The sequence below is a fragment of the Streptosporangium amethystogenes genome, from assembly GCF_000721075.1.
Classification (GTDB): Bacteria; Actinomycetota; Actinomycetes; order Streptosporangiales; family Streptosporangiaceae; genus Streptosporangium; species Streptosporangium amethystogenes.
In genome coordinates, this window is sequence record NZ_JOEQ01000001.1 from 309,281 (window position 1) to 328,977 (window position 19,697).

General features: G+C 71.1%; 19 protein-coding genes. 7 read left to right on the forward strand and 12 right to left on the reverse strand.

What is annotated here, in order from left to right; translation table 11 throughout:
• Nucleotides 1-114: 114 nt before the first annotated feature.
• Both IG98_RS0101400 and IG98_RS0101405 read right to left on the reverse strand, forming a co-directional pair.
• Nucleotides 115-1,020, reverse strand: coding sequence for an SDR family oxidoreductase (locus IG98_RS0101400; protein WP_030904278.1), 906 nt, complete (start codon nucleotides 1,018-1,020; stop codon nucleotides 115-117).
• Nucleotides 1,021-1,077: 57 nt separating this feature from the next.
• Nucleotides 1,078-2,007, reverse strand: a complete 930-nt coding sequence (locus IG98_RS0101405; RefSeq protein WP_281178409.1) for an SDR family oxidoreductase — start codon at nucleotides 2,005-2,007, stop codon at nucleotides 1,078-1,080.
• Nucleotides 2,008-2,091: 84 nt separating this feature from the next.
• On the opposite strand from IG98_RS0101405, the gene IG98_RS0101410 reads away from it, so the two are divergent.
• From IG98_RS0101410 to IG98_RS0101425, 4 genes are all read left to right on the forward strand, one after another.
• On the forward strand, nucleotides 2,092-2,901 hold the full coding sequence (locus tag IG98_RS0101410; protein ID WP_084195062.1) for an enoyl-CoA hydratase family protein: 810 nt from the start codon (nucleotides 2,092-2,094) through the stop codon (nucleotides 2,899-2,901).
• Between the two features lie 100 nt (nucleotides 2,902-3,001).
• Nucleotides 3,002-3,847 (forward strand): CoA transferase subunit A, encoded by an 846-nt coding sequence (locus IG98_RS0101415; protein WP_030904284.1) that lies wholly within the window; start codon nucleotides 3,002-3,004, stop codon nucleotides 3,845-3,847.
• Nucleotides 3,844-4,608 (forward strand): CoA-transferase subunit beta, encoded by a 765-nt coding sequence (locus tag IG98_RS0101420; protein ID WP_030904288.1) that lies wholly within the window; start codon nucleotides 3,844-3,846, stop codon nucleotides 4,606-4,608. Before IG98_RS0101415 ends, IG98_RS0101420 begins: the two co-directional genes overlap by 4 nt.
• 85 nt (nucleotides 4,609-4,693) lie before the next feature.
• Nucleotides 4,694-5,818 (forward strand): NAD(P)H-dependent flavin oxidoreductase, encoded by a 1,125-nt coding sequence (locus IG98_RS0101425; RefSeq protein ID WP_084195063.1) that lies wholly within the window; start codon nucleotides 4,694-4,696, stop codon nucleotides 5,816-5,818.
• A 118-nt stretch (nucleotides 5,819-5,936) separates the two neighbouring features.
• On the opposite strand, the gene IG98_RS0101430 is transcribed toward IG98_RS0101425, so the two are convergent.
• From IG98_RS0101430 to IG98_RS0101440, 3 genes are all read right to left on the reverse strand, one after another.
• A complete protein-coding gene (locus tag IG98_RS0101430) occupies nucleotides 5,937-6,638 on the reverse strand; it encodes a pentapeptide repeat-containing protein (protein ID WP_051751338.1) in 702 nt (233 codons plus the stop codon).
• A 109-nt stretch (nucleotides 6,639-6,747) separates the two neighbouring features.
• Complete coding sequence (locus tag IG98_RS0101435) at nucleotides 6,748-8,268, reverse strand: glycoside hydrolase family 3 protein (protein WP_030904293.1); 1,521 nt, start codon at nucleotides 8,266-8,268, stop codon at nucleotides 6,748-6,750.
• A 494-nt stretch (nucleotides 8,269-8,762) separates the two neighbouring features.
• Nucleotides 8,763-9,914 (reverse strand): acetyl-CoA C-acetyltransferase, encoded by a 1,152-nt coding sequence (locus IG98_RS0101440; RefSeq protein WP_030904295.1) that lies wholly within the window; start codon nucleotides 9,912-9,914, stop codon nucleotides 8,763-8,765.
• A gap of 123 nt (nucleotides 9,915-10,037) precedes the next feature.
• Here IG98_RS0101440 and IG98_RS0101445 point away from each other — a divergent pair, with 123 nt between their 5' ends.
• Both IG98_RS0101445 and IG98_RS0101450 read left to right on the forward strand, forming a co-directional pair.
• Entirely contained in the window at nucleotides 10,038-10,733 is a 696-nt protein-coding gene (locus tag IG98_RS0101445; RefSeq protein WP_030904297.1) for a TetR/AcrR family transcriptional regulator, read from the forward strand.
• A 137-nt stretch (nucleotides 10,734-10,870) separates the two neighbouring features.
• On the forward strand, nucleotides 10,871-11,563 hold the full coding sequence (locus IG98_RS0101450) for a DNA alkylation repair protein (protein ID WP_245651361.1): 693 nt from the start codon (nucleotides 10,871-10,873) through the stop codon (nucleotides 11,561-11,563).
• A gap of 144 nt (nucleotides 11,564-11,707) precedes the next feature.
• Here IG98_RS0101450 and IG98_RS0101455 read toward each other — a convergent pair whose 3' ends face one another.
• The 6 genes from IG98_RS0101455 to IG98_RS0101480 form a co-directional block, all read right to left on the reverse strand.
• Nucleotides 11,708-12,580, reverse strand: coding sequence for a chitosanase (locus IG98_RS0101455; protein ID WP_030904301.1), 873 nt, complete (start codon nucleotides 12,578-12,580; stop codon nucleotides 11,708-11,710).
• Between the two features lie 174 nt (nucleotides 12,581-12,754).
• Nucleotides 12,755-13,654 (reverse strand): carbohydrate ABC transporter permease, encoded by a 900-nt coding sequence (locus IG98_RS0101460; protein ID WP_245651362.1) that lies wholly within the window; start codon nucleotides 13,652-13,654, stop codon nucleotides 12,755-12,757.
• An 11-nt stretch (nucleotides 13,655-13,665) separates the two neighbouring features.
• Complete coding sequence (locus IG98_RS0101465) at nucleotides 13,666-14,568, reverse strand: carbohydrate ABC transporter permease (protein ID WP_030904305.1); 903 nt, start codon at nucleotides 14,566-14,568, stop codon at nucleotides 13,666-13,668.
• Between the two features lie 125 nt (nucleotides 14,569-14,693).
• Entirely contained in the window at nucleotides 14,694-16,103 is a 1,410-nt protein-coding gene (gene ngcE / locus IG98_RS0101470) for an N-acetylglucosamine/diacetylchitobiose ABC transporter substrate-binding protein (protein WP_030904307.1), read from the reverse strand.
• Between the two features lie 39 nt (nucleotides 16,104-16,142).
• Nucleotides 16,143-16,907 carry a sugar isomerase domain-containing protein gene (locus IG98_RS0101475; RefSeq protein WP_245651363.1) on the reverse strand — a complete coding sequence of 255 codons (765 nt, stop codon included), beginning with the start codon at nucleotides 16,905-16,907 and terminating at the stop codon, nucleotides 16,143-16,145.
• Between the two features lie 2 nt (nucleotides 16,908-16,909).
• Nucleotides 16,910-17,794 carry a MurR/RpiR family transcriptional regulator gene (locus IG98_RS0101480; protein WP_037969105.1) on the reverse strand — a complete coding sequence of 295 codons (885 nt, stop codon included), beginning with the start codon at nucleotides 17,792-17,794 and terminating at the stop codon, nucleotides 16,910-16,912.
• A gap of 189 nt (nucleotides 17,795-17,983) precedes the next feature.
• Here IG98_RS0101480 and IG98_RS0101485 point away from each other — a divergent pair, with 189 nt between their 5' ends.
• Nucleotides 17,984-18,352 (forward strand): hypothetical protein, encoded by a 369-nt coding sequence (locus tag IG98_RS0101485; RefSeq protein ID WP_030904314.1) that lies wholly within the window; start codon nucleotides 17,984-17,986, stop codon nucleotides 18,350-18,352.
• Nucleotides 18,353-18,380: 28 nt separating this feature from the next.
• Here the strand turns inward: IG98_RS0101485 and IG98_RS0101490 are convergent, their stop codons facing one another.
• Nucleotides 18,381-19,463: a thiolase C-terminal domain-containing protein gene (locus IG98_RS0101490; RefSeq protein WP_030904316.1), complete on the reverse strand. Its 1,083-nt coding sequence runs from the start codon at nucleotides 19,461-19,463 to the stop codon at nucleotides 18,381-18,383.
• Between the last annotated feature and the right edge of the window lie 234 nt (nucleotides 19,464-19,697).

Genomic DNA, 19,697 nt, shown 5'->3' on the forward strand with positions numbered 1-19,697 from the left:
CCTCCTTCTCTTGTGATGCGGAGCGTCGTCCCGGATCTCCCGGGGAAGGCGCCTCCCCGAGCACCGTACCCACGGCTAAGCGACCGTCCTCGACCCTCAGGTGATCATCGGTGGCTATGCCCCGTAGACCGGCTCGGGGTCGGGGGTCTCGGTGAGCAGTTCGGCGACCGCGTCGCCGATGTCGGCCGGGTTCCAGCGGGCGCCCCGGTCGACACGGGGGCCGTGGCGCCAGCCGTCGGCCAGCGAGATGACACCGCCCTCCACCTCGAAGACCCGGCCGGTGACGTGCCCGGAGGCGGCCGATCCGAGCCAGGTCACCAGGGGGGCGATGTTGGCCGGGTCCATGGCGTCGAAGCCGTCCTCGGGTCTGGCCATCATGGTGGCGAAGACCTCCTCGGTCATCCGGGTACGGGCGGCCGGGGCGATCGCGTTCACCGTGACGCCGTAGCGGCCGAGTTCGGCGGCGGCGACCTGGGTGAGCGCGACGATGCCGGCCTTGGCCGCGGAGTAGTTGCCCTGGGCGACGCTGCCGAGCAGTCCGGCCCCCGAGGAGGTGTTGATCACTCGGGCGTCCACCGGGTCACCCGCCTTCGAGCGTTCCCGCCAGTGCGCGCCCGCGTGCCGGAGCGGCAGGAAGTGGCCCTTGAGGTGGACCCGGATCACGTCGTCCCACTCCTGCTCGGTCATCGAGACCAGCATCCGGTCACGGACGAAACCGGCGTTGTTCACCAGTGTGTCCAGCCGCCCGAAGGCGCTCATCGCCGTCTTGACCAGCCGGTCGGCGCCGTCCCAGTCGGTGACGTCGTCGCTGTTGGCGATGGCCCGGCCGCCCAGGGCGCGGATCTCCTCGACCACCCGCAGGGCCGGGTCGCCAGAGTGCCCGTCCCCCTCGCGGCCGGTGCCGAGGTCGTTGACCACGACCCTGGCCCCCTGCCGGGCGAACTCCAGGGCGTGCTCCCTGCCGATGCCGCGCCCGGCACCGGTCACGATCACCACGCGCCCGTCACAGATCCCGCCCATGCCTGGGCCCCTTTCGTCGTGATCATGCAGAGTGATCATGCAGAGTTTCCCGGTTGTTCACCCGTCGTGTCCAGACGCGATCCGGCGCCAGGCGGGGATCTCCCCGCCGCCGTGTACGAGGATCTCCGCGCCGGTCACGTAGCCGGGGACGGCCAGCCACAGGCACACCTCGGCCACGTCGGCGGGACGGGCCATCCGGCCCGCGGGAACGGCGGCGCCCATCCGCGCGACCCCCGCGGGACCGCCGTAGTGGTCCGCCGAGTCCTCCGTCTCGGCGAGGCCGACGACCACCGTGTTGACCCGCACCCGCGGCGCCCACTCGGCGGCCAGGCAGGCGGCCAGGTGGTGCAGGCCCGCCTTGGCCGCGCCGTACGCGGAGGTGCCCGGGGAGGGGCGGGTACCGCTGGAGCTGCCGATCATGATGACCGAGCCGCCGGAGGTGGCGAGCAGGGGGTGGGCGCGCTGGGCGACCAGTAGCGGGGCGATCAGGTTGAGTTCCACGATCCGGGCGTGCAGCCGCGGGGAGGTTCCGGCCAGGAGCGCCTGCGGTGAGCCGCCGGCGTTGTTGACCACCGTGTCGAGCCTTCCGTACCGCTCCTCGACCTCGGCGACCAGCCGGTCCACGTCCGCCGCGTCGCGCACGTCGGCCGTGACGAACGTCAGGCCCTCGGGCAAGGGTTCGGGTTTCCTCCGGGCGCACACCACCACCTCGGCCCCGGCGGCGAGGAAGGCACCGGCTATGCCTGCGCCGAGCCCCCTGGTGCCACCGGTCACCAGCACGACCGATCCGGTGTGGTCGTAGCGGACCCGGCCGGAGGCTCCGCCAGTTCCACGAGCCTCGCCGTCCACACCGGCCGTGCGATCCGCATCGCCCTTGGCGTTCACGGCGCTCGCCTCCTCGCCCTCGTCCTCGAAGCGGTCACCCGGGGAGTCCCCGGAAGACCGGCCGCCGTCCCAGGTGGGCCGGCCGAGCCTCGAACCGGCCACCGGGATGCCACCGGGCGCACTCCTGCGGCCGACCGTCGCGTGCTACCGTACCAAGCAAGCGTTAGGTGCGAACAGTGAGGCGCGATGAGAATCACCCTTCACGGCGGCGGAGCGGTCGCCGAGGTCGTAGTGGACGTGCCACCGGTCAACGCGTTACCCGTCTCCGGCTGGTTCGAGCTGGCCGAGGCCGTCCAGGAGGCCGGGCACGCGCCCGAGACCCGCGTCGTGGTGCTGCGCGCGGAGGGGCGAGGGTTCAACGCCGGGGTGGACGTCAAGGAGATGCAGGCCACCACCGGGCACGCCGCGCTGGTCGGCGCCAACCGCGGGTGCTTCGCGGCGTTCGCGGCGATCTACGAGTGCGAGGTCCCGGTGATCGCCGCCGTGCACGGGTTCTGCCTCGGTGGCGGGGTCGGGCTGGCGGGCAACGCCGACATCGTGGTGGCCTCCGACGACGCCTACTTCGGCCTGCCCGAGGTGGACCGGGGCGCGCTCGGCGCGGCCACCCACCTGGCCAGGCTGGTCCCCCAGCATCTGATGCGGGCCATGGTCTACACGTGCCGCACCGTCACCGCCGCCGAACTGCACGCCTTCGGCTCGGTGCTGGAGGTCGTGCCCCGCGACCGGCTGCGCGAGACCGCCTTCGAGGTCGCCGCCCAGATCGCCGGAAAGGACCCGTACGTCATCCGCCGGGCCAAGGAGTCGCTGAACGGCATCGACCCGGTCGACGTCAGGCGCAGCTACCGGTTCGAGCAGGGGTTCACCTTCGAGCTCAACCTGATGGGCTCCGGCGACAGGCACCGCGACGCGTTCATCGCGAGGAACAACGGCTCGGCGGATCGGGAACCGGGCGCCTCCCCGACCTCCTCGGCGGACAAGGAGGTGGGCGGTCGATGAGCGGGGAGCGAAGCAGAGGTGACGGGCCCGGCAGGTGGTCGAGAGACGGAACGATCCGCGCAACGAGAGAAGGGGTGGTGGGCGACCGGTGAGCAAAGTGATGTCGGTCGAGGAGGTCGTCGGGTCGTTGCACAGCGGCATGACGATCGGGATCGGCGGCTGGGGCTCGCGCCGCAAGCCGATGGCGCTGGTCCGGGCGATCTGCCGGTCCTCCCTGGAGGACCTGACGGTCGTCTCGTACGGCGGTGCCGACGTCGGCCTGCTCTGCGCGTACGGCAAGGTCGCCCGGGTGGTCGCCCCGTTCGTGTCGCTCGACTCGATCCCCCTCGAACCGCACTTCCGGACCGCCAGGCAGACCGGGACCGTGGAGTTCACCGAGTACGACGAGAGCATGTTCATGTTCGGCCTGCTCGCGGCGGCGCACCGGCTGCCGTTCCTGCCGACCCGCGCCGGGCTCGGCTCGGACGTGATGCGGGTCAACCCCGAACTGCGGACCGTACGGTCGCCCTATGCCGGAGGCGAGGAGCTCGTCGCCGTCCCCGCGCTGACCCTGGACGTCGCGCTCGTCCACCTCAACCGGGCCGACCAGCGCGGCAACGCCCAGTATCTCGGTCCCGACCCCTACTTCGACGACCTCTACGCCAAGGCGGCCGAGCGCTGCTACGTCTCCTGCGAGCGCGTGGTGGACACCGCCGATCTGCTCAAGGAGGGGCCGGTCCAGTCGCTGCTGATCAGCCGGTCCATGGTGACCGGCGTGGTGGAGACCCCCGGCGGCGCCCACTTCACCACCTGCGAGCCCGACTACGGTCGCGACGAGGCGTTCCAGAAGGCGTACGCGAGCGCCGCCACCGGCCCCGAGACGTGGCGGGCCTTCACCGGCCGCTACCTGTCCGGGGACGAGGCCGCCTACCAGGAAGCCGTACGCCAGTTCCGGGAGGAGTCATGAGCGTGACCGTCGCCACGCGAGCCGAGGTGTGCGTCGTCGCCTGTGCCGAGGCGTTCAGGGGGGACGGGGAGATCCTGGCCGCGGGCATCGGCGGCGCGATCACCGTGCTGGCCGCCCGGCTGGCCCGGCTCACCTTCGAGCCCGACCTCATCACGCACGACGGGGTGTGCCTGCTGACCGGCGACGTACCGGCCCTGGGAGAGAGCCCGGAGGTCGTCGAGGGGTGGCTCCCGTTCCGGGACCACCTGTGGCTGGTGCTCAACGGCAGGCGGCACGTCATGCTGGGAGCCGGCCAGATCGACCGGTACGGCAACAGCAACATCTCCTGCATCGGCGACTGGTCCCGGCCCAAGTCCCAGCTCCTGGGCGTGCGCGGGGTGCCGGGCAACACGGTGTGCTGCCCGACCAGCTACTGGATCCCCCGGCACTCGACCCGGGTGTTCGTACCGCGGGTGGACATGGTCAGCGGCATCGGCCACGACCGCGCGGCCGAGGCGGGGCCGAGCGCCCACCGCCACCACGACCTGCGCCGGGTGGTCACCGACCTGGCGGTGCTGGACTTCCAGAGCCCCGACCACTCGATGCGCCTGGCCTCGGTCCACCCGGGCGTCACCGTGGACGAGGTCGTGTCGGCGACCGGCTTCCCGCTGGCCGTCACCGGCGACGTCCCCGAGACCCGGCAGCCGACCGGTGAGGAACTCCGCGTCCTGCGCGAGATCCTCGACCCCGGCTCACTCCGCGACCGCGAGATCCCCGCCTGACCTCCTCCCCACCGCCGGAACCGGGGATTCCCGCCATGGGGCGGGCCTCCCGCCTCACCGCCGGCCGCCCGTCAGGAGAACTCCCATGACCTCGTACTCCGGCCCCGTCCCGGACCCGCCAGAAGCCGTGACCGGCACGTCCGCACCGGAGGAGGAGCCGCCGGGGCTGGTGACGCGGCTCACCGAGATGGTCGGCTGCCGCCACCCCGTCGTGCAGACCGGCATGGGCTACGTGGCCGGGGCCCGGCTGGCCGCCGCCACCTCCGCCGCCGGAGGTCTGGGGATCATCGCGGCGGCCACCATGCCCGTCGAGCAGATGACCGCCGCGATCCGGTCGGTCAAGGAGCGCACCGACGCGCCCTTCGGGGTGAACATCCGCTCCGACGCCGACGATGCCCGCGAGCGGATCGACGTCATGATCCGCGAAGGCGTACGGGTCGCGTCGTTCGCGCTGGCCCCCAAGCGCGAGCTGATCGCCCGGCTGAAGGACGCCGGGGTGCTGACGATCCCCTCGGTCGGCGCGCGCCGGCACGCCGAGAAGGTCGCCGCCTGGGGCGTGGACGCGGTGATCGTGCAGGGCGGTGAGGGCGGCGGGCACACCGGGGCCGTCCCCACCACCGTGCTGCTCCCCCAGGTCGTGGACGCGGTGGACATCCCGGTGATCGCGGCAGGCGGATTCTGCGACGGGCGCGGGCTGGTCGCCGCTCTGTCGTACGGCGCCTGCGGGGTCGCGATGGGCACCCGCTTCCTGCTGACCTCGGACTCCACGGTCGGCGACGAGGTGAAGAAGGTCTACCTCGGCACCGCCGAGACGGTGGTCACCACGCGGGTGGACGGCGTGCCGCACCGCGTGCTGCGCACCCCGTTCGTCGACTCGCTGGAACGCTCGCGCCTGCGGCTGCTCCGCGCGGTCGCCAACGGGGCCGGGTTCAAGCGGCTGTCCGGCATGTCGTGGGCGGCGATGATCCGTGAGGGCCGCCGGATGCGGCACGGCCGGGATCTGACCTGGGCCCAGGTGCTCCAGGCGGCCAACACCCCCATGCTGCTGCGGGCCGCCATGGTGGACGGCCGCGCGGACCTCGGGGTGATGGCCTCCGGGCAGGTCGTCGGGCTGATCGACGACCTGCCGTCCTGCGCGGAGCTGATCGGCCGGATCATGTGGGAGGCGCACGCCGTGCTGGACCGCCTGGACCGGCTGCCCCGGTCCTGACGGCGCCGGGCCCGGTGAACCGGCCGGGCCGGAGCCGATGTGGCGGAGTGGGCGTGACAGGTCGAGCAGGATCGGCGGACCGGGTTCCGCGTGCCTCCGCGGCGCCCCGGTCATCGGGTCAGTTCACGGTGAGACCTCGGGAGGCGAGGATCAGGGCGGCCTGGGACGGGCTGATGATTGCTCCGCGCAGCGACCGGAGCCGGGTGTCGTCGACCTCACCGAGGTCCAGACCGCGCAGGTCGGCCATGGTGAAGACCGTGTCGACGGTGCGGGCGCCGATCATGCGGCAGTCCTCGAACACGGCATTGGTGAAGTCGCAGCTCGACAGGTTGGCCTCGTCGAGACGGACGCCCCGCAGGTGGGCGCCTCGGAACGAGCAGCCGATCAGGTCGGCCAGCATCAGGTTGGAACCGTCGAACCGGTAGCCGATGCCCCGGCAGCCGGTCAGCACCGCGCCGATCATGCGGCAGCCGGTGAAGACGGCGTCGGTGAGCAGTGCCCGCCCGAAGTTCGCGCCCGACAGGTCGACGTCGGTGAAGGCCGCGTCGACGAGCTCGGCGTTCGCGAACCTGAGCCCCGCTCCCCCGCCGCCGGAGAAACGCGCCCCGTCCAGATCCGTACGGCGGAAGTCGGCCCGCTCCAGCACGCATCCTTCGAACGAGGCCCCCACCAGCGACGCTCCACTGAAGTCGGCGCCGGTGAGGTCGCACTCCTTGAAGACGTAGGGTCCCTCGCCGGTCAGATGATCGCCGAGCGAGCACCTCGCCAGATCGACCCCGTTGATCTCCCGCTGGTCCGCCAGCAACCGTGCCACATCCATCCGGTGATTCAAGCAGCCCGCCCCGACAGAATCACCGCGCCGTACACCTCCGCGGGGAGGAACCGGGCGACGCCCGCGCCGTACGTCGACGCCGGGGACGCGCCGCCGGTCAGGTCGCGCTCTCGTCCCCGGCGAGGAGTTCGGCGGCCGCCTGACCGCAGACCCGGGCGGATCCATGGGTGGCGATGTGCACGGCGCCGAGGTCGGAGCGGCCGGGCAGGCCCATCTCGACCACGACGGCGTCGGAGCGGGCGGCCAGCAGGTGCCGGAGCGCGTCGGTCTGCCAGGGGTGGCGGTGCGCGTCGCGGACGACGATGACCAGGGGGCGTCCGGCCGCGGTGGCGAGTACGGCCTCGATGGCGCTCCCGGTGGCGGTGGAGGCGTCCAGCCGGGTGACCGTGGTGCCGGGGAGGAGCTTGCCGAGCGGCTCGCCGACGCCCCAGGGAGTGTCCTTCTCGATGGCGAGGTTCATCTCGGGGGCGAGTTCGGCGACGTGCGGCGGGGCGGACAGCGGGAAGGCCGCGGTCGCCGAGCGGCGGGTGACCCGCAGCGCGCGCCGGGCCGCGGCCAGGCCGATCGACGCGTCGCCGGAACCGCCGGAGGCGGCGCGCGCGGGCGTGCCCCGGTGGGCGGTCGCGGTCCAGAGGGCGAGTTCACGCACCCGGCGGGCGGCGTCGGCCAGCCGTTCCTCGGAGAGCCTGCCCTCGATCACGGCGTCCGCGATCGCGTCCCGGACCGCGAGCGCGGTCTCCTCTCCGGCGTGCTCGCCGCCCACGCAGATCGCGTCGGCGCCCGCGGCGACGGCGAGGGCCGAGGCACCGCCGATGCCGTACGGGCCGGAGACCGCGGTCATCTCGATGCCGTCGGTGACGATGACGCCTTCGAAACCCAGCTCGACCCTGAGCAGGTCGTGCAGGACCCGGCGGCTGAGCGTGGCGGCCATCACCGGGTCCAGGGCGGAGACGAGCAGGTGGCCGGTCATGACCGTGCGCACCCCCTGCTCGACGGCCGCGCGGAAGGGCCGCAGCGCCACGTCGCGCAGCTCCCCCGCGGTGGCGGCGACCAGCGGCACGCCGTGGTGGGAGTCGACCGAGGTGTCGCCGTGGCCGGGGAAGTGCTTGGCGCAGGCCGCCACGCCCGCCGACTGCATGCCCCGGATCCAGGCCTCGGTGTGCCTGGCGACGAGGTCGGGGTCCGCGCCGAAGGAGCGCAGGCCGATGACCGGGTTGTCGGGGTTGGAGTTCACATCCGCCGAGGGGGCGAAGTTGAGGTTGACGCCCGCCAGGGCCAGGTCACGGCCGAGGTCGGCGGCGATCTCCTCGGTGAGACCGGTGTCGTCGACCACGCCGAGGGCGAAGTTGCCCGGCCGGGTGCTCCCGCCGACCGCCTCCAGGCGGGTGACCTCGCCCGACTCCTCGTCGATGCCGACGAGGACCCGGGGGTTCTCCTCGCGGAGCGCGGCGGTGAGGTCGGCGACCTGGGAGGGGGTGGCGATGTTCCTGGAGAAGAGCACCACCCCGGCCAGCCCCTCACCGAGTCTGCGCCGCACCCAGTCGGGCGGGGCCTTGCCCTCGAAACCCGGAAGGACGACGGTCTCCGCCAGACGGAGCAGCTCTGGGCCGCGCTTCATTCACCACTCCTCGCCCGACGACCGGTCGGCGTCCCATGCCGAAGGCGCGCAGACCCCATGTTGTCCAGAACCTCCGGGGAAAGCGCTCCCACGACGGCTTGCCGCAAATCTAATAGGAAAGTTTCCTAATTGCTAGTGGGCTGACCATTGGCCTTCGGGTAAAGGTCTACGGGGCTCGACGAGGGTGGGTCGATGAGCGGCCGGCGCGAAGCCCGGCACCAGGGAGATCTCCCGTGGGAGAGGGCGGATTCACCGGCGATCCCGGCCGCGCACGCTCCGCGCCGGCGGGCTCCCGGCTCCGGCCGCGCGCCGTCCGGCGGCAGGAGCCCGATCTCGCCCCCCCCGCACGGCCTACCTGGCGGCCCCGGCCCCGGCCGCGCGCCGCCAGGTGGCGAAACTCCCGAACCCAGCCGGGTAGTCCGCGGCGCGGGCCCCCGGCTCCGGCCGCCCGGTGGCCCGCGGGACGCCGGGTGGGGCGGCCTCTCCGGAGGCGGTCAGAGCCGTTCGATGATCGTCACATTGGCCTGGCCACCGCCCTCGCACATCGTCTGCAACCCGTACCGGCCGCCGGTCCGCTCCAGCTCGTGCAGGAGCGAGGTCATCAGCCGGGCGCCGGTCGCGCCGAGCGGGTGGCCGAGGGCGATGGCGCCGCCGTTGGGATTGACCCGGCCGGGGTCGGCGCCGGTCTCCTTCAACCAGGCCAGCACGACGGGGGCGAACGCCTCGTTGATCTCGACGGCGTCGATGTCGCCGATCGTCATACCCGCCCTGCGCAGGGCGTACGCGGTGGCGGGGATCGGCGCGGAGAGCATCATGACGGGGTCGTCGCCACGGGCGGAGATGTGGTGGATCCGGGCGCGCGGGGTCAGGCCGTGGGCCTTGACCGCCCGCTCGGAGGCGACGAGAAGCGCGGCCGCGCCGTCGGAGATCTGCGAGGAGAGCGCGGCGGTGAGCCTGCCCCCCTCGACCAGGGGCTTGAGCCCGGCCATCCGCTCCAGACTGGTGTCACGGCGCGGCCCCTCGTCGGTGGAGACGCCCTCGTAGGGGACGATCTCGGCGGCGAAGCGACCCTCGTCGATCGCGCCGAGCGCCCGCCGGTGGGACTCGTACGCGAACTCCTCCATCTCAAGTCGCGATATATCCCATTTTTCGGCGATCATTTCGGCGCCTCGGAACTGCGACACCTCCTGTCCGCCGTACCGGGCCTGCCAGCCCTTGGAGCCCGCGAACGGGCTGTCGAAACCGAGCGCCTGCCCGGCGGTCATGGCATAGCCGATCGGGACCCGGCTCATGTTCTGCACGCCGCCGGCGACGATCAGGTCGGCGGTGCCCGACAGCACCGCCTGGGCGGCGAAGTGGAGCGCCTGCTGGGAGGAGCCGCACTGGCGGTCGACGGTGACGCCGGGCACCCCCTCGGGCAGTCCGGCCGCCAGCCAGCAGGTGCGGGCGATGTCGCCGGCCTGCGGGCCGACGGTGTCGACGCACCCGAACACGACGTCGTCCACGGCCTCGGGGTCCACGCCGGTGCGCCCGACGAGCTCGCGGATGGCGTGGGCGCCCAGGTCGGCGGGGTGCGCGTCGGCGAGACCGCCGTTCCTGCGGCCCACCGGGGTACGGACCGCGCCGACGATGTATGCCTCGGTCATTACCTGATCCCTTCGGTCTTCACCTGACAACAAGGGTAGCAAGCGCTTGGTTGTAAACAGGGGCCGGGATGAGCTGGCGCGTTTCGGTGAACAAGCGATTGCGCAAGGGCTCATAATGGAGGGGTGAACACGCGAAAGAACTCCGGCGGCGCGACCACGACCCCGGTCAAGCGCCAGGGCGGGACCAAGCGCGCGGCCGCATCCGGCTCCGCGTCAGAGCGCCGCGACCATCTCGTCAAACTCGCCGCCGAGCTCTTCGCCCGCAAGGGCTTCCAGGCGACCACCGTCCGGGAGATCGCCGAGGAGGCCGGCATCCTCTCCGGAAGCCTCTACCACCACTTCGACTCCAAGGAGACGATCGTCGACGAGGTGCTGACCACCTTCCTCGACGACCTCGTCGGCCGCTACCGCGCCGCCCTGGAACAGGACGGCGACGCCCGCACGATCCTCTCAGAGATGGTGCGCATCGGGTTCAGCACTCTGGAGCCCCACCGCGCGGCGATCACCGTCATGCAGAACGACTGGAACTACCTGCAGTCGCTCCCCGGCGACCGCTTCGACTACCTGGTCAAGGCCGAGGACGAGGTCGAGCGGATGTGGGTCGGGCAGATCAAGCTCGGCCAGGCCGCCGGCCTGTTCCGCGCCGACGTCGATCCCAAGCTCACCTACCGCATGATCCGCGACACCATCTGGGTGGCGGTGCGCTGGTTCCGCCCGGGAGGACGCCTCAACACCACGGGTCTCGCCGAGCACTACATCACCGTCCTGTTCGACGGCCTGGCGACCGGCGAGCGGAGCAGCCAGAAGGCTGGAGCCTGAGGTGCCGCACCGCGCACCGCCGGCTCCACATTGACCGGCCCCGGTCATGACGCCCGTGAGCGGAACCTCGCGCGAAGAGCGACACGGCCTGTGAGAATCAAGCCGTCCGCGAAGCGAACGGGAAGTGGTGGGCGAGCGTGGAGATACTGCAGAAGGCCGTGCGCATGGCACTCACCGAGGTGGCCGACTCCGCCAAGGCCCCGGTCATGCGGGCCTACATGAAGTCGGAGATGCCCTTCCTTGGGGTGCAGGCCGCACCTCGCCGCGCGGCGCTGAAGCGGGTGTTCACCGAGTACTACGTGGAGACGGCACCCGCCTGGCGGGAGGCGACGCTGGCCCTGTGGCACGGGGCCGAGTACCGCGAGGAGCGCTACGCGGCGATCGAGCTGACCGGCTTCCGGCTCTACCGGGGCTTCCAGACGCTCGACGCGCTGCCGATGTACGAGGAGATGATCGTCACCGGAGCCTGGTGGGACTACGTCGACGACCTCGCCGTCCACCGCGTCGGCGGCCTGCTCGCGGCCTTCCCCGACACCATGCGCCCCCTCATGCTCCGCTGGGCCCGGGGCACCGACCTGTGGAAACGCCGGACGGCCATCCTCTCCCAGAACCGCTTCAAGGCCGCCACCGACACCGGCCTGCTGTACGCCTGCATCGAGCCGAGCCTGTCGGACAACGACTTCTTCGCCCGCAAGGCGATCGGCTGGGCCTTGCGCGAGTACGCCAAGACCAACCCCGACGAGGTCGTCCGCTACGTCGACCACACCGGCATCAGCGGCCTGAGCCGCCGCGAGGCCCTGAAGAACCTCCCGGCACGGCGTTCCGGGTGATCGCGCCCCGAATCTCCCTCCAGGACGCCCACTGTCGCGAATAGCCGACGATGTCTCTCGTTATTCGAGAGCGTCAACGACGCCGACCGGGAACGTCGAGGCGGAGTGCCCCGGCGGGGTGGGGGCCGCCGGGGCTTGGAGTGGTCAGCTGATCTTGAAGGAGTCGCCGTAGACCTTCCAGGACAGCGGGGTGTCGAGGTCGAGGTTGCCCTTGTTGAGGAAGACGCGCTGGGCGGTGTCGACGCGGCTGGTGTCCTCGTGAGCCTCCTCTGCCTTCATGGCGGCCTTGCGGGCGTCGAGGAAGGCGTGCAAATACTTCGTCTCGTCGCCGCCCTGCGCGGGGGGCTTCGCCTTCTTCAGGGCGTTCTTGCGGATCGCGCTGAAGCTCTGCGGGTCGGTGCCGTCGCCGTGCATGACGATGGCGTCGTAGTAGACGAACTGGCCGAGGGCGCGCAGGCCATCCTTTTTCGCCTGACTGACCGCGGGGTTGAAGTAGACCCGGTCACGCTCGTCGTGCTGTGCCTGCTGGAAGGCCGCGTCCTTGGCGGCGGTCTTCCAGTCCTTGGTGTAGTTCGGGTCGAGGCCCTTGTGGGAGGCGGTGCCGTCGACCTTGCGCAGGGCGGGGAGATACTTGGCGAGCACGTTCCCCGGCTTGCGCTGGGTGTAGAGCTCCACGAGGTCGAGCATGTCGCCGGTGCCAGAGCAGAAGCCGATGATCCCGGCGGTGTAGCCGCGGCCGTCGCCGATGTCCTCGATGTACTTGTACTGCGCCTTCCAGTCCAGCGAGGAGTTCTCGGCACTGGACACCAACTGCATGGCGATGTCCTTCTTGCGCGGGTCGTTGAGGTCGACCGCCGCGGAGTCGGCGACCAGCCCGGCGGGCGCGGCGGCGGGCGAGAGCGTGGCCGCGTGCCCGACGCCGGCGGGGACGATCAGGACCGGGACCGCGATCGCGGCCGAGGCCAGCAGGAAGCGCGGGGTGCGGCGGCCGAGGCGGGAGTTCGATGAGATGGACACGTGTCTCTCCAAGGGGGTGGTGGAGGAACGATCTCTCCGATGACGGGACGAGGGCGAGGAGCACCTAGCTCGTTAGGAAACTTTCCTAACGAACCTAACCGCCAACAGGCCCCGCCAGTCAACCCGTTCGGATGAATCGGACCTCAAGGCGGCCTTATGAGAGGCTCAAGCGGCCTACTTGAGCGCGCCCGCGGTGAGGCCCTTCTGGATCTGGCTCTGGAAGAGCGTGTAGACGATCATCATCGGCAGGATGGCCATGCTCAGCGCGGCGAACAGCGCCGACCAGTCGGCGTCGTAGCCGGCCGCCGTGGAGATGTCGGCGATGCCCTGGGTGAGCACCCATTTGTCCCTGTCCGAGGTGAGCAGCACCAGGGGCAGCTGGTACTGGTTCCACTGGCCGAGCACGTTGAAGATGGTCACGCTGATGATGCCCGGCTTGGCCATCGGGAGCATGATCCGGAAGAAGACCCGGGCGTGCGAGGCCCCGTCCACGAAGGCCGCCTCGGCCACCGCGCCCGGCAGCGTCCTGAAGAACGCGGCGAGGAAGAAGACCGTGAAGGGCAGCGAGTAGGCGATGTAGACCAGCACCAGCCCGCCGTGCGTGTTCAGGCCGATGAACCGGCCGATCACCGGGACCGTCCCCATGTTCTGCACGACGAAGAACAGCGGGGTCAGCGCCAGGTAGACCGGGAAGGCCAGACCGGAGACGAACAGCAGATAGATCGCCCGGTTGCCGCGAAAGCGGTAGCGGGCCAGCACGTACGCGGCCATCGAGCCGAACAGCATCGTGCCGAAGGTGCCGAAGGCCACCACCACGATGCTGTTGATCATGTACTGACCGATGTGCGCCTGCTCCCAGGCACGAGCCCAGTTGTCGAAGCGGAGGGAGGCCGGCAGCGACCAGGCGTCGCCGAAGATCTCGTCCTCGCTCTTCACCGAGGCGAGGAAGGTCCACACGATCGGCACGACGACCAGGACCGTCCAGACCAGCAGCGCGACGTGCGTCAGGGCCGACAGGGGGCCGAGCCGCCTCCTGCGCTCCTCGCGGGCCCAGGCCCGGCTCCGGGGAATCACGGCGTCCGCCACTAGAACTCGATCCGTTCACGTCGCGACAGGCGCAGGGCCAGTGTCGCGAACCCGATGGTGAAGAAGAACAGCACCACGCCCATCGCCGAGGCGTAGCCGAACTTGAAGTACTGGAAGGCGGTGCGGTAGATCTCCGCCGCCATCACGGTCGTGGAGTGGTCAGGACCGCCGTGCTCCGCCGTCATCACCCACACGACGGCGAAGACGTCCAGCGCGGCGATGCCGAGATAGACCCAGCCGACCTGGATGGTGTCCCAGAGCAGCGGCAGCGTGACCCGCCAAAACAGCTGTATCCCTCCCGCGCCGTCGATCGCCGCCGCCTCGAACAGGTCGCGGGGGATGGAGGAGATGCCGGCGGAGAAGAGCACGACGTAGAAGCCGACGGCCTGCCAGACCAGCACGGCGAGGATCGACCAGAACGCGACCCCGGTGCTGGAGAGGAAGCCGATCGGCTCGAACCCCAGGGCGATGAGCGGCCCGTTGAGCATCCCGCTTCGGTCGGGCCTGAAGACCTGCTGGAACAGTGCGGCGACCACGGCGACGGCCAGCACCTGGGGGAAGAAGAACACCACCCGGTAGAACTTCGACCCCCAGATGCCCCCGGTGCCGCCCCGCCCGCCCGCGTTGAGCAGGAAGGCGAAGAAGAGCGCGATCCCCAGGGTCAGGATCGGCATCAGGACCAGCAGGATGAGGTTGTGACCGATGGCCTTCCAGAACACGTTGTCGGCTGCGAGGCGCTGGAAGTTCTCCAGGCCCACCAGTCGCGGGCTCGCGTTCACCCCGCGCCAGTCGGTGAACGCGATGTAGAAGGCCTGCGCGTAGGGCGCGATCACGTAGATCACGTAGAGGGCCACCGGGATCACCAGGAATCCCGCGACGAACCGTGTCCGGCCGTGGTTCATGAGCGACTCGCCGTCCGGTGATCGGCCCGTCGCCGGGCGGGCCGGTGAACCGTGGACCTCAACGCGATCTCCTGCCTGGGGGGTGGTCGGTACTGGCGTCCCCCGCTGTCGGACGGGGGCGGACGTCAGCGGCTGAACTTCTTGACCGAGGTGTCCTTCTTGATCGCGTCAGCCTTCCGCTGCGCCCGGTCCGCCCACGCGTCGACGGTCAGCTTGCCGGCCATGAGCTGCCCGGTCGCGGCGGCCACCTCGTCGTGCAGCTCGACGTACCACTTGCGGAACAGGAACCAGACGGCGTTGTCGCCGGCCGCGTTCAGCGCCGCCGCGGCGCTCTTGAGACCGGGCTTGAGCGTGTTGCCCTCCCCCGCGCCCTTGACGACGGTGAGCGTGGAGACCAGCTCCATGAACGTGCCCGCGCCCTCCTTGGAGAGCATGGCGCGCATGTACTCCAGACCCGCGTTGGGGTTGGCCGACTTCGCCGAGACGACGTACTCCTCGCCGGGCTGGGCGTGCAGGGTGCCGTACGGCAGGGCGTCCGAGGAGCCGAAGTCGGGCAGCGGGAACATCGCGTAGCCGAAGTCGGCCGGGGTGGAGTCCTTCTGCTCGTTCTCCAGCCAGGAGCCGCAGGGCAACATGGCGACCTGGCCCTTGTTGTGCGCCGTCTGGGTCTGCACGTGGTCGAGTCCCGCGGTGCCCTGGAGCAGGTACTTCGACCCGAGCTCGGCGAAGGCCGCCGCGGCCTGCTTGACCGGCTCGGCCTTCCAGGCGCCGTCCTGGAGGTTGTCGATGTTCTTCAGCACGTCCTTGCCGCCGATCTTCGCGGCGAGCGTGAGGATGGTCTCGTAGATGTAGAAGGGGTGCTTGCCGGCGTAGGTGAAGGGCGCGATCTTGCCCGCCTTCTTGATGGTCTCGCACAGGGCCAGGAAGTCGGTCCAGGTCTTGGGGACCTGCCAGCCCTCGGCCTCGAAGAGCTTCTGCGAGTACCAGATGCCCCAGACGGTGTTGGCGTAGTTGAGGACGTAGGGCTTGCCGTCGTAGCTGCCCAGCTCGATCGCGTTCGGGTCGATCGTGTCGCGCACCTTGACCGCGGGGTCGTCCCAGCTGGGCGCGTCGTACAGCGGTGTGAGGTCGGCGAGCTGACCGTCCTGGACCAGTGCGCCGAAGTCCATCGCGTTGGCGCCGGAGTTGTTGATGAACTCCGGCGGGTTGCCGCCGGCGAAACGCGGCTGGAGGGTCTTGGCGATCTCCTTGGTCGCGTTGTGCTTGATCTCCAGCTTGGGGTGCTTGGCCTGGAGCAGCCTCTCGTGGACGTCCTTGGCGTAGCCGTCGCCGAAACCGCCGTCGAAGATCCAGATCTCCAGGGGTTTGTCCTCGGCGAAGCCGAGCGGGTTGGCCGCGCTGGTGGCCCCGGCGGCCGGTGCCGAGGACGCGGCGCCACCGTTGCCCGCCGGGGTGGCGCACGCGGACAGGGCGGGCAGGGCGAGACCGGCCAGGGCCGCGCTGCGCAGGAGCTCGCGCCTGGATAGCTGGGTCATGCTTCCTCCTGGGGGTGGCCTGGAAGTGGCAGGCAGTGGTCAGGCACCTCGCCGGATCCTTCCGGCGTAGCGGTTCTCAAGAACACGGTTGTGCTCGTCTCCGCCGGTCACGTTGGCGGAGCGGTAGATCGGCGGAGTGTGACCCGCCTCGATCAGCGTGCGCACCACCTCGGCGACGACCATCTGGGCCAGCAGCGCCGAGGTGATCGTGGAGACCGCCCCGAACGTGCCGCCGTCCGGGAGCGGGAGTACCGCGTCGCCGTACGGGGCGCGGTTATCGAGCACCACGTCGGCGAGGTCGAGCAGCTTGCGGCCCGAGGGATGGCGCGAGGTCATCGCGGTGCTGTGCCGCACGGAGGTCAGGGCGATCAGGCCGTGCCCCCGCTCCTTGACGATCGAGGCCAGCTCGACCACCGAGCCGTTCACCCCGGAGCTGGAGATCAGCACGAACACGTCCTGCGGCCGGACGGGTGCCAGGTCGTAGATCCGCCGGGCGACCGACGGGTCTCGCTCCAGCTCACCGGGGGCGCCGAGGAGGGTGCCGACCGGGGCGTCCCCGTACAGGACGACGTCACGCAGGGCCAGACGGTTGCTGGGCACCAGGCCGCCCGCGCGCCCGGCGATCTCCATGGCGATCGCCTCGGAGTGCCCGGAGCCGAAGACCTGGATCACTCCGCCGTCGAGCAGGGAGGTGACCATCAACGCGGCCGCGTCCCGTACCGCGGTCTGCTGGGTCCGGGAGACCTCGTCCACCAGGGCCTTCACCTCATGGACGTAATCGGCGGCTCCGATATCGATGTCCACACTCAGTTCCTCTCCACGCGGTGGCTCTCCAGAGCCCGGATCGTCAGCTCGAACGCCTCGTTGGTCTGCTCGTAGGTGCGCTGCGCGACCGCGACGTAGACGGTGTCGAGGACGAAGAGCTGGGAGTGCACGGCGGCCAGGCCACCCAGCCGGAAGGTGGTCTCGCGGCTGGCGGTGGTCAGCACCAGCTCCGACAACTCCGCCAGCGGGGAACGGGCGAAGGAGGTGACCGCGACGGTCAGCGCGCCCCGGTCCCCGGCCTCGCCGAGGGACTCCAGCACCTCGCGGGTGCGGCCCTGGTGGGAGATGCCGATGGCGACGTCGCCCTCGCCGAGCAGCGCCGCGTCGGCGAGCGCCTCGTGCGCGTCGGCGTGGCTCCAGCAGGGGACCCGGATGCGGCGCAACCGCCCGCCCATCATCCCGGCCACCGCCCCGCTGGTGGAGACCCCGAAGATGAGGACGCGGCGGGCCTCGACGATGGCCTCGGCGACCTTGGCGACGGTGCCCGCGTCGAGCTGGGCCGCGGTCTCCTGGATGAGCCGCGAGTCGGCGGCGGCCATCACGCCGATCGCCGCGTCGAGCGGGTCGGTGGGGCCGATCTCGTGGCCCACCCCCATGTCCCAGTTGGCCTGCGCCGCGCGGCCGGTCTCGGTGGCCAGCGCGACCCGTAGCCCGGCGTATCCCGCGAAACCGAACACCCTGCAGAAACGGGTGACCGTGGCGGGCGAACTGCCGCTCCGCTCGGCCAGCGTGATGATCGTGGATCGTGCCGCCTCCGCGGGGTCGGCCAGAATCGCCTCACCCACCCGGCGCAGCGCCTCCGGCAGCGCGGGCGTCTCGGTCTGGATGCGTCCGAGCGCACCTGCGGCCACAAGCATTCCTTTCATCAATAATCATCTGGGTGAAAATTATTCTCAACTCGGGGCCACGTCAAGACCATCGGGGGCATAGTGGAGGGCGTGACGCAGGTGGCTGCGGAGCCCGTGGAGAGGTTCCGACAACCTCCGCCGCCTTTCGAGCGTCGTTCATGACAGAGGTTCCAGAAAAGGAGCCGCCCGACGGAGGCGAACCCCACGATGACTCGACGTCCGGCCGACACGCCACACCAGGTTTCCGGTGCGCACGTCCACGACGAGCTGGCCGCCCGGCGCGCCCGGCGCGCCCGGGACCAGAGACTGCGCAACGACCCGCACATCCGGCTGCTCGAACGCGAGCACGGAGTCCACTTCACGGTCGAGGAGCTCCGGGCCGCGGACCGGCAGGCCCAGGAGATGCGGGCGCCACGCCGCGAGGAGCAGACGCTGGACGAGGAGACGCGCTCCCTGCAGCTGCTCGTCTGGCGCCGCCTGGGCCCGAGGGGGTTCCAGGGGTTCATGCGGGATCTGGAGGAGATGGAGGCCGAGCTCGCCGGGTCTCGGGAGGACGACTGGGACGAGTCCAGCTGAGCCCGTCCGGCCCCGCGCCCGCCGCGCCTCAGCCGGGACGGACCAGCAGGGCCGCGCTGCCGTAGCTGCCGCCGAATCCGGTCACCAGCGCGGTCTCGCGATCCGCTCTGAGTTCCCTGACCGCCTGGGCCACGTTGTTCAGCCCGTGCACGTACCCCTCCGACAGCAGGCCGCCGTGCGGATTGACCCGGGCGTGGCGGCGGGCGAGGAGGAACTCGCCCAGTTCGGCCCGGCGGGCCAGGCCGAAGTCCTCCAGTTGCCGGGGCACCAGCCAGGAATAGGCGTCGTAGAGCAGGGCGACGTCCACGTCCCGGGGCCGCATGCCCGACGCCTCCCACAGGGGAGCCGCGACATGGGCGGAGAAGACCGCGGTGACGTCGGGCGAACGGTCCATGGACGAGCAGCCCGGCCCCCCTCCCCTGACCACGGCGTGGATCCGGGGAGCCTCCGGGGCGAGCCGCGCGTCGCGGATCACCAGCGCGCAGGCGCCGTCCGTCTCCTGGCAGCAGTCGACGGTCCGCAGCGGTGCGCAGACATACGGCCTGGCCAGGTACTCCTCCAGGGAGAGCGGATCACGCCGCAGGGCGCGCGGGTTGGCCGCGGCGTTGTCGCGTGACTGGGCGACGACCGCGTGCAGGTGCTCCTCTCCCAGACCGGTCTCGTGCAGGTAGCGCTGCGCCGCCAGGGCGAACATCGGGATCGGTCCCGCCATGCCGTACGGGATCGTGAAGCGCTCCTGCGGGCCGGTGGAGACGGTGTTCATGCGCCTGCCCGAGCGGCCGTTCAGCGCCCGGTAGACCAGCACGCTGCTCGCGACACCGCAGGCGATGAGCATCGCCGCGTCGCCGAGGATGGACGCCGCCTGGGTGCCGCCACCGGAGATGTCGTTGTGCCAGCCCAGCCTTTCGATCCCCAGCGCCCTCGCGACACCGACCACGGGGACCGAGTCGTTCATGTGGTAGCTGAGGACCGCGTCGACCTGCCCGGCCGCCATACCGGCGTCGGCCAGCGCGGCGCGGGACGCCTCGACGGCGAGTTCCAGCTCGGTCCTGCCCGAGGCCCGCGTCAGGGCCGTCATCCCGAGGCCCGCGACGGCCGCCCTACCTCGCATCCGACTCCTGACAGATCGGGTCGCCCGCCGGGACGGGGCGCGATCCGTCCCGGCGGACGACGTCCGTGGGCCGCCGGAACGTCGTGGACGCGGGCGGATCTCGGCCATCGCCCGTCACGGTAACGCGACCCTCCGTCTTAGGCAAGCGCTTGCTCGGTTAGCTGGATGACAGGTGTTCCCCCCGGCCTCCGCCCGCCGTTCCGCGGCACGCCACTTCCTCCAGGAGAGACGGCC

Bases quoted from the DNA above. Each gene is read 5' to 3' on its own strand.
- IG98_RS0101400 (WP_030904278.1), bottom strand. From the start codon at position 1,020: ATGGGCGGGATCTGTGACGGGCGCGTGGTGATCGTGACCGGTGCCGGG.
- IG98_RS0101410 (WP_084195062.1), top strand. From the start codon at position 2,092: ATGAGAATCACCCTTCACGGCGGCGGAGCGGTCGCCGAGGTCGTAGTG.
- IG98_RS0101415 (WP_030904284.1), top strand. From the start codon at position 3,002: ATGTCGGTCGAGGAGGTCGTCGGGTCGTTGCACAGCGGCATGACGATC.
- IG98_RS0101420 (WP_030904288.1), top strand. From the start codon at position 3,844: ATGAGCGTGACCGTCGCCACGCGAGCCGAGGTGTGCGTCGTCGCCTGT.
- IG98_RS0101425 (WP_084195063.1), top strand. From the start codon at position 4,694: ATGACCTCGTACTCCGGCCCCGTCCCGGACCCGCCAGAAGCCGTGACC.
- IG98_RS0101430 (WP_051751338.1), bottom strand. From the start codon at position 6,638: ATGGATGTGGCACGGTTGCTGGCGGACCAGCGGGAGATCAACGGGGTC.
- IG98_RS0101435 (WP_030904293.1), bottom strand. From the start codon at position 8,268: ATGAAGCGCGGCCCAGAGCTGCTCCGTCTGGCGGAGACCGTCGTCCTT.
- IG98_RS0101440 (WP_030904295.1), bottom strand. From the start codon at position 9,914: ATGACCGAGGCATACATCGTCGGCGCGGTCCGTACCCCGGTGGGCCGC.
- IG98_RS0101465 (WP_030904305.1), bottom strand. From the start codon at position 14,568: ATGAACCACGGCCGGACACGGTTCGTCGCGGGATTCCTGGTGATCCCG.
- ngcE (WP_030904307.1), bottom strand. From the start codon at position 16,103: ATGACCCAGCTATCCAGGCGCGAGCTCCTGCGCAGCGCGGCCCTGGCC.
- IG98_RS0101480 (WP_037969105.1), bottom strand. From the start codon at position 17,794: ATGAAAGGAATGCTTGTGGCCGCAGGTGCGCTCGGACGCATCCAGACC.
- IG98_RS0101485 (WP_030904314.1), top strand. From the start codon at position 17,984: ATGACTCGACGTCCGGCCGACACGCCACACCAGGTTTCCGGTGCGCAC.
- IG98_RS0101490 (WP_030904316.1), bottom strand. From the start codon at position 19,463: ATGCGAGGTAGGGCGGCCGTCGCGGGCCTCGGGATGACGGCCCTGACG.